Source organism: Micromonospora sp. AB353 (assembly GCF_049538395.1).
GTDB classification, from domain to species: Bacteria; Actinomycetota; Actinomycetes; order Mycobacteriales; family Micromonosporaceae; genus Micromonospora; species Micromonospora aurantiaca.
Genome location: NZ_JBMVFV010000026.1, coordinates 1 through 13,405, shown reverse-complemented (window position 1 = coordinate 13,405; position 13,405 = coordinate 1). Strand labels below are relative to the sequence as shown.

At 75.3% G+C, this 13,405-nt stretch carries 14 protein-coding genes and 1 pseudogene; 5 read left to right on the top strand and 10 right to left on the bottom strand.

What is annotated here, in order from left to right; all coding sequences use genetic code 11:
* Nucleotides 1-67 precede the first annotated feature (67 nt).
* Nucleotides 68-910, top strand: a complete 843-nt coding sequence (locus tag ACPCK6_RS13710) for a GNAT family N-acetyltransferase (protein ID WP_318334885.1) — start codon at nt 68-70, stop codon at nt 908-910.
* Nucleotides 911-964: 54 nt separating this feature from the next.
* Here the strand turns inward: ACPCK6_RS13710 and ACPCK6_RS13705 are convergent, their stop codons facing one another.
* A complete protein-coding gene (locus ACPCK6_RS13705) occupies nt 965-2,152 on the bottom strand; it encodes an FAD-dependent oxidoreductase (RefSeq protein WP_318334886.1) in 1,188 nt (395 codons plus the stop codon).
* A gap of 11 nt (nt 2,153-2,163) precedes the next feature.
* Complete coding sequence (lgt, locus tag ACPCK6_RS13700) at nt 2,164-3,384, bottom strand: prolipoprotein diacylglyceryl transferase (protein WP_423481294.1); 1,221 nt, start codon at nt 3,382-3,384, stop codon at nt 2,164-2,166.
* Between the two features lie 102 nt (nt 3,385-3,486).
* Here lgt and ACPCK6_RS13695 point away from each other — a divergent pair, with 102 nt between their 5' ends.
* A complete protein-coding gene (locus ACPCK6_RS13695) occupies nt 3,487-4,038 on the top strand; it encodes an NUDIX hydrolase (protein ID WP_396882251.1) in 552 nt (183 codons plus the stop codon).
* A 338-nt stretch (nt 4,039-4,376) separates the two neighbouring features.
* Here the strand turns inward: ACPCK6_RS13695 and trpA are convergent, their stop codons facing one another.
* Genes trpA through trpC form a run of 3 tightly spaced genes read right to left on the bottom strand, consistent with a single transcriptional unit; the run spans nt 4,377 to nt 7,249 of the window.
* Nucleotides 4,377-5,180, bottom strand: a complete 804-nt coding sequence (gene trpA, locus ACPCK6_RS13690) for a tryptophan synthase subunit alpha (protein ID WP_423481293.1) — start codon at nt 5,178-5,180, stop codon at nt 4,377-4,379.
* 4 nt (nt 5,181-5,184) lie between these two features.
* Nucleotides 5,185-6,411: a tryptophan synthase subunit beta gene (trpB, locus tag ACPCK6_RS13685; protein WP_396882253.1), complete on the bottom strand. Its 1,227-nt coding sequence runs from the start codon at nt 6,409-6,411 to the stop codon at nt 5,185-5,187.
* Nucleotides 6,412-6,445: 34 nt separating this feature from the next.
* Nucleotides 6,446-7,249, bottom strand: coding sequence for an indole-3-glycerol phosphate synthase TrpC (trpC, locus tag ACPCK6_RS13680; protein WP_194801305.1), 804 nt, complete (start codon nt 7,247-7,249; stop codon nt 6,446-6,448).
* Between the two features lie 445 nt (nt 7,250-7,694).
* Between trpC and ACPCK6_RS13675 the strand changes: the two genes are divergently transcribed.
* Nucleotides 7,695-7,970 (top strand): hypothetical protein, encoded by a 276-nt coding sequence (locus ACPCK6_RS13675; protein ID WP_194801254.1) that lies wholly within the window; start codon nt 7,695-7,697, stop codon nt 7,968-7,970.
* On the opposite strand, the gene ACPCK6_RS13670 is transcribed toward ACPCK6_RS13675, so the two are convergent.
* The 5 genes and pseudogenes from ACPCK6_RS13670 to ACPCK6_RS13650 all read right to left on the bottom strand — a co-directional run bounded on the left by ACPCK6_RS13670 (nt 7,963) and on the right by ACPCK6_RS13650 (nt 11,850).
* Nucleotides 7,963-8,520: a Trp biosynthesis-associated membrane protein gene (locus ACPCK6_RS13670; protein WP_423481292.1), complete on the bottom strand. Its 558-nt coding sequence runs from the start codon at nt 8,518-8,520 to the stop codon at nt 7,963-7,965. The two genes, ACPCK6_RS13675 and ACPCK6_RS13670, sit on opposite strands and share 8 nt — an antisense overlap.
* A complete protein-coding gene (locus ACPCK6_RS13665) occupies nt 8,517-10,070 on the bottom strand; it encodes an anthranilate synthase component I (RefSeq protein ID WP_423481291.1) in 1,554 nt (517 codons plus the stop codon). Before ACPCK6_RS13665 ends, ACPCK6_RS13670 begins: the two co-directional genes overlap by 4 nt.
* A complete protein-coding gene (gene hisI, locus ACPCK6_RS13660) occupies nt 10,067-10,480 on the bottom strand; it encodes a phosphoribosyl-AMP cyclohydrolase (protein ID WP_366622266.1) in 414 nt (137 codons plus the stop codon). Before hisI ends, ACPCK6_RS13665 begins: the two co-directional genes overlap by 4 nt.
* Before the next feature lie 192 nt (nt 10,481-10,672).
* Nucleotides 10,673-11,308: pseudogene (locus ACPCK6_RS13655) on the bottom strand (phosphoribosyl-AMP cyclohydrolase); the annotation flags it as partial.
* Nucleotides 11,309-11,460: 152 nt separating this feature from the next.
* A complete protein-coding gene (locus ACPCK6_RS13650) occupies nt 11,461-11,850 on the bottom strand; it encodes a MerR family transcriptional regulator (protein ID WP_423481290.1) in 390 nt (129 codons plus the stop codon).
* A 110-nt stretch (nt 11,851-11,960) separates the two neighbouring features.
* On the opposite strand from ACPCK6_RS13650, the gene ACPCK6_RS13645 reads away from it, so the two are divergent.
* Entirely contained in the window at nt 11,961-12,683 is a 723-nt protein-coding gene (locus ACPCK6_RS13645; RefSeq protein ID WP_396882257.1) for an ABC transporter ATP-binding protein, read from the top strand.
* On the top strand, nt 12,680-13,405 hold a 726-nt coding region (locus ACPCK6_RS13640; RefSeq protein ID WP_423481289.1), incomplete at its 3' end, for an ABC transporter permease. The genes ACPCK6_RS13645 and ACPCK6_RS13640, both read left to right, overlap by 4 nt.

Sequence of the window (13,405 nt, the reverse complement as noted above, 5' to 3'; positions counted from 1 at the left end):
GGCTTCCGGCACAAGGCCAGTTCAGATTGATCACACTTCCAGATGCTGGGACGTGTAGTCTCGCGCGGTGGATCTCGCGCGCGCTGACGTACTCGCCCGGTTGGAGCGGTTCTACGACGCGGTGCCCCGCGACGGGGCCCGGACCGAGGATCACGGTGCCCTGGTGCTGTTCGTCCGCGACGGTGCCGGATGGCCGTTCTACGCCCGCCCCCGGCTCGACGCCACCGACGCGCCCACGCTCGCCGACGTGACGGCGGTCCGCGCCCGGCAGCGCGAACTGGGCCTGCCCGAGGCGTTCGAGTGGGTGCACGAACACCAGCCCGACCTGCTGGCGGTGGCCCGCTCGGCCGGGCTCAGCGTGCTGGAGGCGCCGCTGATGCTGCTGGAGCCGGAGCGCCTGCCCGATCCGGGGACGTTCAGCGACGTACCGGTGCGGGTGCTGGACCCCGGCGACCCCGGCTTCGCGGCGGACATCGCGCTGCGCCGGGCGGTCGCGGCGGTCGGCTTCGCCAACGGCGGCACCGCGCGCGGCGACGCCGGACCGGCCGAGCGGGACGCCGGCCTCGCCCAGCTGGACGTGGCGGCGCTGGAGGAGGAGGCGACCCGGGTCGCCGACGGGCGGCGCATCTCGGTGCTCGCCGAGACACCCGACGAGGGCGCGCTCGCCAGCGGGATGGCGATGCGGGTCGGCGACGTGGCGGAGATCGCCGGGGTGGCCACGCTGCCGTCCGCGCGGCAGCGCGGGCTGGGCGCGGCGGTGACCGCCACGCTCGCGCGGCAACTACGCGCCGCCGGCACCGACCTGATCTTCCTGAGCGCCGGCAGCGAGGACATCGCCCGCGTCTACCTGCGGGTCGGGTTCCGCCGGATCGGCACCGCCTGCATCGCCGAGCCCGCCGCCGTCATCTGAGCATCGGCGTGGTCCACCCGCCGCGCGGGACCGCCGCCGAGTGCGGCGGGACGGTCAGGACGGCGGCTGCCAGGCGGCGGCCGCCGCGGCGGCGGTGTTGCGCAGTCGCGGGCTGATCGTGCCCAGCGCCGCGTCCCGGGCGCGCAGCGCCAACCGGCCCCGGGCCTGCAGGACCGCCGACATCCGCCGGGTCTGCCGGACCATCGTGGCCGCGCGGGGGCGGCGCAACCTGTCGTACGCGGTCACCGCATCCGGCAGCCGCGACTCCCGCAGCAGCCCGGCCAGCGTCGCCGCGTCCTCGAACGCCAGGCAGGCGCCCTGCCCGAGGTGCGGCGGCATCGCGTGCGCGGCGTCGCCGAGCAGCACCACGCCGCCCGGGCCGGCCGGGAAGCCGTACGACTTCGGCAGCGGGCGCAGCTCGCGGATCTCCTGCTGGACCACGTCCTCCGGGTCGGTCGCCTCCAGCAGCGTGCCGATCGGCGCGGGCCAGCCCGCGAACCAGCGCTTGAGCAGCGCCAGCTGGATCTCCGGAGGCTCCGGCCGGGGCGCGCCGGCGGCGGTGGCGACCCAGTAGACGCCGCCCCGGCGGGAGGCACCCGCGGTGCCCCGCTCGCCGAGCGAGGCGGCCAGGAAGCGGTAGCCGGCGCCGAGCGTCTCGCCGTGCACCGGCTGGTCGTCGGGCAGCTGCGGGGCCCGGTACCAGGGGATCACGGCCCGCCAGGCGGCACAGCCGGAGCTGACCACTGCGGTCTCCGGGGCGAGGTGCCGGCGGATCTCGCTGTCGGTGCCGTCGGCGGCCACCACGAGGTCCGCCTCGTAGGTGTGCCGGCCGTCGCCCACCGCCGGGCGCTCGCCGGAGGCCGCGCGCACCGTCCGCACTGTCACGCCGGTACGTAGTTCGACCCGGTCACCGAGGCCGGCGATGAGCGCGTCGTGCAGGTCCTCCCGGTGCACCACCACCGGCATCCGCTCGGCCGGCGTGGACCGGGCCTGCACCAGCCAGTGCCCGTCCGGGCGGCGCACACCGCCGTCGGGCAGCGGGGTGGCGATCGCGTCCAGCCCGTCGCCCAGCCCGAGGGCGCGCAACGCGCGTACCCCGTTGGGCCAGAGCACCACGGCGGTCGCCTCCGGGCGGACCCGGTCGGCGCGTTCCAGCAGCGTGACCTGCCAGCCCGACCGGGCCAGCACACCGGCCGCCGCCATTCCGCCGAGGCCGGCGCCGACCACCACCGCGCTGCGCATGACTCCCCCGCTCAGCTGTCCCGGTCCGCCGGGCGCCCGCCGTCGGCCCGGCCGGCGTTCGTCCGCTCGGCGTCCGCCCGTTCCGGGTCCGTGCCGGCGTCGGGGGCGTCGCCGTCCGTCCGCTCGGCCGTCGCGGCGTCGTCGTCCGTGCGGCCCGTCGCGGCGTCGTCGTCGACGGGCTCGGCCCGTGCCGCTTCGTCGTCCGCCGCCGGCTCCGGGGGCAGCTCGCCGGTCTTCCGGTACGCCTCGAACTGTTCCTCGGTCACCACCCGGTAGCCCTCGGGTGCGGCCGGCCGTGCGGCGGCCTCCCGGGCGGACAGGTCGACCTGGGACACGTCACCGGCCGGGCCGGCCACGGGGGCCGGCTCGCCCACCGGCACCAGGTATTCGCGCGGGCCCCGGACCCGGATGAAGTAGGCGAGCGCGCCGAGGAAGACCAGCGCGGCGGTCCAGACGTTGAGGCGTACGCCGAGGATCAGGTTCGCCTCGTCGGTACGCATCAGCTCGATCCAGAACCGGCCCGCCGTGTAGCCCATCACGTAGAGCGCGAACGCCCGGCCGCGGCCGAGCCGCAGCTTGCGGTCGAGGAACAGCACCAGCGCGGCGACGCCGACGTTCCAGAGCGCCTCGTAGAGGAACGTCGGGTGGTAGAGCCCGGGCTGGAGCACCGGGTTGCCGGCGTCGTCGCGCAGCGCGTGACCCGGGTTGTCCGGATCCATGACGTGCACTTCCAGGCCCCACGGCAGCGTGGTCCGCCCGCCGTACAGCTCGTTGTTGAACCAGTTGCCCAGCCGGCCGACGGCCTGCGCCAGGGGCAGGCCCGGCGCCAGCGCGTCGGCGACGACGGTGAGCGGGATGCCGAGTTGCCGCGCGGCGAGCCACGCGCCGACCGCGCCACCGGCCACCGCGCCCCAGATGCCGAGGCCACCCTCCCAGATGTAGAGCGCCTTGATCGGCTCGCCGCCGGCGCCGAAGTATTTCTCCGGCGAGGTGATCACGTGGTAGATCCGCGCGCCGATGATGCCCGCCGGCACGGCCCAGACGGCGATGTCGAGCACCGCGCCCGGCGCCACACCGCGGCGGCGCAGCCGGTACTCGGTGACCACGCAGGCCACCACGATGCCGAGGATGATGCAGAGCGCGTACGCCCGGATCGGAACCGGACCGAGCTGCCAGACGGCGGTGCTGGGGCTGGGCATGGCCGCCAGTGGGGTCATCGGGGCGAGGGTCACGGGTGCACACGGTACCGGTGCGGACTGTGTGTGCGGCACCCCGGGCCGCCTGCCGCACGGGTCGGATGACTTCTGGTTTGCACGGTCGTAGGCTGTTTGTCCATGAGCCCGCTCACCTGGGCGGTCGCCGCTGTCGTCACCGACGCATCCGGCCGGCTGCTGCTCTGCCGCCGGTCCGAGGGGGCCCGGCGCTGGGGCCTGCCGGGCGGGCGGCTGCGTCACGACGAGAGCCCGGCGGACGCCGTCGTCCGGGCGGTCCGCGCCGAGACCGGCTGGGCGGTGGCGCCGGCCGACCTGGTCGGCCTCTACCGGGTCACCGACCCCCAGGTGCCCGCGCCGCCGGCCGGGCGCTGCGGCGGGCGGCCGGACGTGCTGGTGCACGTGTTCCGCGCCGGACCGGCCGACGCCGGACCGGCGGGCGAACCGGCGACCGGGTGCCTGCCTCGGTGGTGGCCGCCGCAAGAGCTGCCCGACGTGCTGACCCCCACGACGCGCGCGGCGATCGCGGACGCGCTCGCCGGCCGCGCCGGCGTGCTGCGGCACACGACCACCGCCGACGCGCTCACGCCACCCGGCGACGGACAGCCCGGCGACGGGCAGCCCGCCCCGCCCGGCCAGCGCGCCTCCGAGCAAGCCGACAGCAGTAGCCGCTGACCGCCCGCCCGCTCGCTCGCTTGATCGACACCAGTTCGGCGAGGTGGCGGTGTCCCGGCGTCCTGGACCACGCCAGCTCGGCGAAATGGAGTCGATCAAGCGGGTGGTGCGGACAGCAGCCGCTGACCACCCTCCCACTCACGCGGGACACCTTGAAGATCTTGGTACGTTTCGGCCCCTATGAGGGCCGTTTCGTACCAAGATCTCGGGCGGCCGGGTCGCGCTCGCGCATGATCGACACCAGATCGGCGAAGTGGCGGTGTCCCGGCGTCCTGGACCACGCCAGCCCGGCGAAATGGAGTCGATCAAGCGGGTGGCGACGGAGCGGACCCCGGGCGTCAGCGGGCGGGGTTGCGGACTCCGTCGGCCAGCTCCGCGCTGAGCTTGCGCAGGGCGGTCAGGCCGGCGGCCTGGTCCGGGGCGTCCAGCACGCAGCGGACCAGCGCGCTGCCCACGATCACCGCGTCGGCGTACTCGGCGACGGTGGCGGCCTGCGCGCCGGTGCCCACGCCCAGCCCGACGCCGACCGGGATGTCGGTGACCTCCCGTAGCCGGGAGACCAGGATCGGCGCCGCCTCGGAGGTCTGCGCGCGGGCGCCGGTGACGCCCATGATCGCGGTGGCGTAGACGAAGCCGCGGCAGTGCTCGACAGTCATCCGCAGCCGCGCGTCGGTCGACGACGGCGAGACCAGGAACGTGCGGTCCAGGCCGTGCGCGTCGGAGGCGGCCAGCCACTCGGCGGCCTCGTCCGGGATCAGGTCCGGCGTGATCAGGCCGGTACCGCCGGCGGCGGCCATGTCGCGGGCGAACGCGTCCACGCCGTACTGCTCGATCGGGTTCCAGTAGGTCATGGTGACCACGCTCGCCCCGGTCGCGGCGACCGCCTCGACCACGCGCAGCGCGTCCGCGACGCGGACCCCGCCGGCGAGCGCGATGTCGCTCGCCTTCTGGATGACCGGGCCGTCCATCACCGGGTCGGAGTACGGGATCTCCACCTCGATGACGTCCACGCCCGCCTCGACCATGGCCGTCATGGCCGCGATGCTGCCCTCGACGGTCGGGAAGCCCGCCGGCATGCAGCCGACCAGCACCGCCCGCCCGTCCGCCCGCGCCTTGTCGAAGGCGACCCCGATGCGGCTCACGCTGTCACTCCTTGTCGAGGATGCCGAAGTACGCGCCGGCGGTGTGCACGTCCTTGTCGCCCCGCCCGGACAGGTTGACCACGATCACCGGCTCCCGGCCCAGTTCCTCGGCGAGCCGGGGCGCGATGGCGCGGGCACCGGCGAGCGCGTGCGCACTCTCGATCGCCGGGATGATCCCCTCGGTGCGGCAGAGCAGCTCGAACGCGGCCATCGCGTCGGCGTCGGTGACGGGGAGGTAGGTAGCCCGGCCGGTGTCGTGCAGCCAGGCGTGCTCCGGGCCGACGCCCGGGTAGTCCAGGCCGGCCGAGATCGAGTGCGACTCGATGGTCTGCCCGTCGGCGTCCTGGAGGACGTACGTGCGGGTGCCGTGCAGCACGCCGGACGAGCCGCCGGTGATGCTGGCGGCGTGCCGCCCGGTGTCGACGCCCTCGCCGCCGGCCTCGAAGCCGTAGAGCCGGACCCCGGCGTCCGGCACGAACGCGTGGAAGATGCCCAGCGCGTTGGAGCCGCCGCCGACGCAGGCCGCGACCGCGTCCGGCAGCGCGCCGGTCAGGTCCAGGCACTGCCGGCGGGCCTCCTCGCCGATGCCGCGCACGAAGTCGCGGACCATCTCCGGGAACGGGTGCGGCCCGGCGGCGGTGCCGATCAGGTAGTGGGTGTCCTCGACGTTGGCGACCCAGTCCCGCATCGCCTCGTTCATCGCGTCCTTGAGCGTGCGCGAGCCGGTGGTCACCGGGACGACTGTGGCGCCGAGCATCCGCATCCGGGCCACGTTGAGCGCCTGCCGCTCGGTGTCCACCTGGCCCATGTAGACGACGCATTCCAGGTCGAACAGGGCGGCGGCGGTGGCGGTGGCGACGCCGTGCTGGCCGGCACCGGTCTCCGCGATGACCCGCCGCTTGCCCATCCGCTTGGTGAGCAGCGCCTGGCCCAGCACGTTGCGGACCTTGTGCGCGCCGGTGTGGTTGAGATCCTCGCGCTTGAGCAGGACCCGCGCGCCGATCTGCGCGGAGAACCGCCGGGCCTCGTAGAGCAGCGAGGGCGTGCCGGCGTAGTCGCGCAGCAGCGCGTCGAACTCGGCGAGGAAGTCCTCGTCGCCCATCGCCTTCCGGTACGCCGCGTCCAGCTCGTCGAGCGCGGCGACGAGCGCCTCGGGGACGAACCGGCCGCCGAACCGGCCGAAGTGACCGGCGGAGTCGGGGACCGGGCCGGTTGCGGGTGCGGCGCTCATCGCGGGCGTCCTCTCGGGTCGGGTGCCCGGCGGCTCAGCGCACCGGGCGGGGCGTGGCCGGGTGGTTACCGGCGTTGACCAGCTCGGCCACCGCTTCGCGCGGGCTCTTCTGGGTGACCAGGCCCTCGCCCACCAGCACGGCGTCGGCGCCGGCGGAGGCGTACCGGATCAGGTCGTGCGGACCGCGCACCCCGGACTCGGCGATCTTGACGACGCTGCTGGGCAGGCCGGGCGCGATCCGCTCGAACACCGAGCGGTCCACCTCCAGGGTACGCAGGTCGCGGGCGTTCACGCCGATGACCTGCGCGCCGGCCTCCAGGGCGCGGTCCGCCTCCTCCTCGGTGTGCACCTCGACCAGCGCGGTCATGCCGAGCGACTCGATCCGCTCCAGCAGCCCGACCAGCGCGTTCTGCTCCAGCGCGGCGACGATCAGCAGCACCAGGTCGGCGCCGTGCGCCCGGGCCTCGTGCACCTGGTAGCTGGAGACCACGAAGTCCTTGCGCAGCACCGGCACGTTCACCGCGGCCCGCACGGCGGCCAGGTCGTCGAGCGACCCGCCGAACCAGCGGCCCTCGGTGAGCACGCTGATCGCCCGCGCGCCACCGGCCGCGTAGTCACCGGCCAGGTCGGCCGGGTCGGCGATCTCGGCCAGCCGCCCCTTGGACGGCGACGAGCGCTTCACCTCGGCGATCACCGCGACGCCGGGGCGGCGCAGGGCCGCGTACGCGTCCAGCGGTGGCGGCGCGGCGGCGGCCAGCTCACGGATCCGCTCCAGCGGAACCTGCTCCTGGCGCCGGGCGACGTCCTCCCGCACGCCGGCCAGGATCTCGTCGAGCACCCCTGCGGACGGCGCCGCTCCGGCGTCGTCCCCCTCCGCGTGCGCATGCTCAGCAGTCACCAACGGACTCCCCTCTCCGGGCGTCATGGGCCGATGCTAGGGGGCGCCACCTGGCGACGAGTGCCGGGGGGTATGGCGCACCTCACGACATGGGCTGTGGCATGATGGCCGACTTCCGGTGAACGCCATGTCACGCAGCGCCACCGCTGGCATCGACCGTCACCCATCCCCTATCTCACCACGATCGTTCCGGGCCCGCAGGACGGGTCCCGGCGATGGGCTGTGACCAAGCTCAAGGACCTCCGGCCCTGCCCAGGTCGTCCCCGGTGCGACAGCGTTGACCTGTGCTTCACGGCGGCGAAACGTCCGCCCGGAAGCATCGTCGTCGGGCACACTCGACGCCGGCGGCTGCCGACCGTCGCCAACGATCTCGTATGGGGTGACCATGAGCGCCAACGGGCCGACCCAGACCATCGGCTTGACCACCATCTCCCGTACCGTCGCCTCCCTCGCCGTCGGCGTGGTGGACACGCTCGAACGCGCGGTGGCCGGCGACGGCCGGGCGCGTACCGCCCGCGGCAACGCCTGGGAGGCCGTCTGCGCCGACCGGGCCCGCGCCGCCCAGCGCCGTGAGCTGGAGCGGCTGGTGGCCGAGCTGGCCGCCGCGCGGGCCGCGGCCCGGCAGCGGCGCGACGCCCGCGAGGCGCAGCCGGTCAGCTGACCGTCGGGTCCTCGCCCCGGTCCAGCGCGTCCCACGCGTCCCGGGTGCCACGTTCGACCGCCGGCCGGCCGGGCTCGTCCGCCGGAGCGGACCGCCGCTCGTACCGGGCGCCCATCGCCGGCCAGCCGTCCCCGCGCAGGGCGGTGAACGCGCCACCGGCCGCCAGGGCCAGGCCACCGGCGAGCACCAGCGCCGGCCACTGCCGGCTCACCCCCGCCTCGGTCAGGCCGATCCCGCCGCCGACGGCCACCGCCAGCCCGACGCCGGCCAGCAGCACACCCAGCAGCCGGCGCAGCCGGCCCCGGGTGGCGAGCACCGCGCCACCGCCGGCCAGCCCCACGTAGGTCAGCGCCAGCACCCAGGGCAGCAGCTCCGTACCGGTGCGCCCGGCCCGCCCGGACGGCAGTGACCCCCGGGGGGTCGCCTCCACCGCCCAGGTCCGGGTCACCGCCCAGCAGGCCAGGCCCGCGCCGGCCAGGCAGAGCAGCACCGCGTACGCGAGTTCGCGCCGCCCGCGGGCCGCCGGCGCGGTGGTGCCGGGCGCGCTCACCGGGCGGCCCGCAGCGTCTCGGCGGCCGCGATGGCGGCGAGCACGGCGGCGGCCTTGCTGCGCGTCTCCCGGTCCTCGGCGGCGGGGTCGGAATCGGCCACGATCCCGGCGCCGGCCTGCACGTAGGCGCGGCCGTCACGGATCAGCGCGGTCCGGATCGCGATGGCCATGTCCAGGTCGCCGCCGAAGGCGAAGTAGCCGACGGTGCCGCCGTAGACGCCGCGCCGGACCGGCTCCAGCTCCTCGATGATCTCCATGGCCCGCACCTTGGGCGCGCCGCTGAGCGTCCCGGCGGGGAACGTCGCGGCCAGCGCGTCGAACGCGGTGCGGTCGTCGCGCAGCTCGCCGACGACTGTGGAGACGATGTGCATGACGTGGCTGTACCGCTCGATGGTGGCGAACTCGGGCACCTCGACGGTGCCCGGCCGGCACACCCGGCCCAGGTCGTTGCGGCCCAGGTCGACGAGCATCACGTGCTCGGCGCGTTCCTTGGGGTCGGCGAGCAGCTCGGCGGCGAGCCTCGCGTCGCCGTCCGGGGAGCCGCCGCGCGGGCGGGTGCCGGCGATCGGGTGCAGCAGCGCCCGTCGCCGCCCGTCCGGGCCGGCGCTGACCTTGAGGTGCGCCTCCGGCGACGAGCCGACGATGTCGAAGCCGTCGAAGCGCAGCAGGTACATGTACGGGCTGGGGTTGGTGGTGCGCAGCACCCGGTAGACGTCGAGGGGGTCGGCGTCGGTGGGGCGCTCGAAGCGCTGGCTGAGCACGATCTGGAAGCACTCGCCGGCCCGGATCGCCTCCTTGGCCGTCTCCACCGCCTTCGGGTAGCCGCCCTCGGGGGTGCGGCTGACCACCTCGCCGACGCCGGGCCGGTCCACTGTCGAGACCATGGGCGGAATCGGTCGGGACAGCGCGCTGGTCATCGCGTCGAGCCGGCCGACGGCGTGGTGGTACGCGGCCTCCACCAGCTCCGCCCGGTCCGGGTCGTCGAGCGGCGGCAGCACCGCGTTGGCGACCAGGATCGCCGAGCCCTCGTAGTGGTCGAGGACCACCAGGTCGGTCGCGAGCATCATGCCCAGCTCGGGTACGTCCAGCTCGTCCTCGGTCAGCTCGGGCAGGCGCTCGAAGCGGCGGACCAGGTCGTAGGCGAGGTAGCCGACCAGGCCACCGGTCAGCGGCGGCATGTCACCGGCCGGATCCCAGCCCGGCCCGGCGAGCGCGGCGACGGTCTCCCGCAGCACGGTGACCGGGTCGCCGCCGGTGGGCACCCCGGCGGGCGGGGTGCCGGTCCAGCTCGCCGCGCCGTCGCGCTCGGTCAGCGTGGCGCTGCTGCGGACGCCGATGAACGAGTAGCGCGACCAGGCGGTGCCGGCCGAGCCGACGCCCTGTTCGGCGGACTCCAGCAGGAACGTGCCGGGACCGCCGGCCAGCTTGCGGTAGACCCCGACCGGTGTCTCCGCGTCGGCGAGCAGCCGCCGGGTCACCGGTACGACCCGCCAGCGGGCGGCCAGGCCGGCGAAGGTGGTCCGGTCCGGGCTGACGGTGCCGTCGGTCACGGGGTCACCTCCGGGGAGCTGACCGGCAGGTCGGTGAAGAAGCAGGTGCGCTGCCCGGTGTGGCAGGCCGCGCCGACCTGCTCCACGCTGACCAGCAGCGCGTCGCCGTCGCAGTCGAGCGCCACCGAGCGCACGTACTGGTGGTTGCCGGAGGTGGCGCCCTTGACCCAGTACTCGCCACGGCTGCGCGACCAGTAGGTGGCCCGGCCGGTGGTGAGCGTGCGGTGCAGCGCCTCGTCGTCCATCCAGGCGACCATCAGCACCTCGCCCGTGTCATGGGCGCGGACCACGGCGGCGACCAGGCCGTCCGGGGTGCGGCGGAGCTTGGCCGCGATGGCCGGGTCGAGCCGGGACGGCCGGGCCGGGCCGGGAGTGGGGGCGCCGGTCAGCGGCGCGTCAGGGGCGGGCACGGTTGACCATTCTCCCGCACGCGGCCCGGGGACCGCCGACGTGTCCCGGGAGGCGGGCGTCACCGGCCCCAGCGCCCGGCCCAGCTGGGCGAGGTAGCGGTCCACGCGGCCGTCGACGAGCGCCTCGGCCAGGTCCGCGCCGTGGGTGGCGGCGATCTCGTCGGCGTACGGGCGGATCAGCGGGAGGATGCCGGTGACCAGCCGTCCGGCGGCGGCGCCGACCTCGGCCGGGTCGCCGGGGCGCGAGCCGAGGCAGAGCAGCATGTCGTCGCGGTAGCCGGGCGGCGCGACCGGCAGGTCCAGCGCGGCGGTCAGGGCGGCCCGGCGGGACACCACGCGTACCGACGGGTTGGCCGGCCGCAGCACCGAGGGGCAGAGCCGGGCCAGGTCGGCCGCGGCGAGCCGGACCCCGGCCGGGTCGTCGGCCTCCCGGGCCGCGGCGACCTTGCCCAGCGTCGCGATCAGCTCCTCCAGGCGCGGTTCGTCGGCGGGCTGGCAGAGCACCGGCAGGTCGATCCGGCGGCGCCATTCCGGTGCGGCCCAGAGCAGCCGGGCGGGCGCGGTGACCGGGAGCCCGAACGCCCAGTCGGCGGGCTGGCCCAGGCGGCGCACCCAGGAGCGGATGTCGCGGGCGGCCACCGACACGTGCACGAGGCGCCCGCCGAACTCGGCCAGGTACGCCCGCCGGGCCGCGTACGGGGTGCCGCGGCGGGACGTGGGCTGCCGGGCTCCGGCGGCGGCGCGTCCGTCGTCGGCGGCGACGAGCACGTCCACGTCGACGTCGCTGTGCTCGGTGGCGGCCCGCCGGGCGTGGCTGCCGCGCAGCATGATCCCGACGACCGGCCGGTCCGCGACCTGCCGGAGTCGGGCGGCCCAGTCGTCGAGGAACCCGCTTTCGGGCAACGGAGCTGGACCCACGGCGTCATGGTGCCGAGATCCGATCTTCCGGTGCCGGACTCCCTGTCCGCCGTCGGGCGCGGTCAGCCCGACTCCTCCTCCGCCCGGCGGTACGCGTCGATCTTGTGTTCGAGGACCTTCAGGTCCTCCTCCAGCTCGGCCATCCGGGCCAGCACGCGGGCCCGGTGCGTCTCGAACAGCGCCCGCCGCGCGCCGAGCGTGCTGTCCCCGTGCCGGGCCAGCTCGGCGTAGCGGCGCATGTCGCGTACCGGCATCCCGGTGCGCCGCAGCCGGGTGAGCAGGAACAGCCAGTTGACGTCGGACTCGGTGTAGCGCCGGCGGCCGGACGAGTCCCGCCCGACGCGGCCCACCAGGCCCTCCTGCTCGTACCAGCGCAGCGTGTAGGTGGTCAGGCCGACCCGTTCCGCCGCCTCACCCACGGTGAGGCTCATCTCCCGCGTGCTGATGTCCACGCCCTCCAGGCTTCCAGTTCGAGCGCACTCGAAGTCAAGTCCCTCATTGCCCTGCCGACGGAATTCACCTACCGTTGAGTTCAACGGGTGATGAATTGATGGAGGCGAGCATGGACGACGCGGTGTCGGTCCGCGAGCTGGTGGTCGACCGGGGCGGGCGGCGGGTGCTGCACGGCATCAGCTGCGCGGTGCCCCGGGGCACGGTGACCGGGCTGCTCGGGCCCAGCGGCAGTGGCAAGACCACGCTGATGCGCGCGGTGGTCGGCGTGCAGACGGTCGGCTCCGGCACCGTCGACGTGCTCGGCCGCCCGGCCGGCTCGGCCGACCTGCGCCGCCGGGTGGGCTACCTGACCCAGGCGCCGAGCGTCTACGCCGACCTGACGGTGCGGGAGAACGCCCGCTACTTCGCGGTGCTCCAGGGCCGGGGCCGCGCCGAGGCCGACCGCGCGGTGGCCGACGTCGGCCTCGCCGAGGCGGCCGACCAGCTCGTCGGCACGCTCTCCGGCGGTCAGCGCAGCCGCGCCTCGCTCGCCTGCGCGCTCGTCGGCGAACCGGAACTCGTCGTCCTCGACGAACCCACTGTCGGCCAGGATCCGGTGCTGCGGGCCGACCTGTGGGCCCGGTTCCACGCGATGGCCGCGAACGGCACCACGCTGCTGGTGTCCAGCCACGTGATGGACGAGGCCGCCCGCTGCGACCGGCTGCTGCTGATCCGCGAGGGCCGGCTGGTCGCCGACGACACCCCGGCCGCGGTCCGCGCCGCCACCGGCACCGACGACCTGGAAGAGGCGTTCCTGCGCCTGATCCGCGACGCCGAGGGAGAGGCGCGATGAACGGACGGATCCTGGCCGCCACCACCGGGCGCATCCTGCGCCAGCTCCGGCACGACCGGCGGACCGTGGCGCTGCTCGTCGTGGTGCCGTCGGTGCTGCTCACGCTCGTCTACTACATGTACGTCGACCAGCCCGCCCCGCCCGGCGGGCCCAGTACGTTCGACCGGGTGGCCCTGATCATGCTGGGCTTCTTCCCGTTCATCATCATGTTCCTCGTGACCAGCATCGCCATGCTCCGCGAGCGCACCACGGGAACGCTGGAGCGACTGCTCACCACGCCGCTGGGCAAGCTCGACCTGCTGTTCGGGTACGGCATCGCGTTCGGCCTGGCCGGGGTGCTCCAGTCCACTGTCGCCTCGCTCGTCGCGTACCGGGTGTTCGGGCTGGAGACCGCGGGCAGCGCGTGGCTGGTCGTGCTGATCGCCGGGGTGAACGCGGTGCTCGCGGTGGCGCTCGGGTTGTTCTGCTCGGCGTTCGCCCGCACCGAGTTCCAGGCGGTCCAGTTCATGCCGGTCGTGGTGGCGCCGCAACTGCTGCTGTGCGGCCTGTTCGTGCCGCGCGACCAGATGGCCGGCTGGCTCCAGGCGATCAGCGACGCTCTTCCGCTCTCGTACGCGGTCGAGGCGTTGCAGGAGGTCGGCGCGCACGCCGAACCGACCGGGACGATGTGGCGGGACGTCGCGGTCGTGTCCGGGGCGGCCGGGCCGCCGCCCGGTGCGCCG

Excerpts from the sequence above, each read along its gene's own strand:
- ACPCK6_RS13695 (WP_396882251.1), top strand. The coding sequence starts at position 3,487 with ATGAGCCCGCTCACCTGGGCGGTCGCCGCTGTCGTCACCGACGCATCC.
- ACPCK6_RS13645 (WP_396882257.1), top strand. The coding sequence starts at position 11,961 with ATGGACGACGCGGTGTCGGTCCGCGAGCTGGTGGTCGACCGGGGCGGG.
- ACPCK6_RS13705 (WP_318334886.1), bottom strand. The coding sequence starts at position 2,152 with ATGCGCAGCGCGGTGGTGGTCGGCGCCGGCCTCGGCGGAATGGCGGCG.
- ACPCK6_RS13675 (WP_194801254.1), top strand. The coding sequence starts at position 7,695 with ATGAGCGCCAACGGGCCGACCCAGACCATCGGCTTGACCACCATCTCC.
- trpB (WP_396882253.1), bottom strand. The coding sequence starts at position 6,411 with ATGAGCGCCGCACCCGCAACCGGCCCGGTCCCCGACTCCGCCGGTCAC.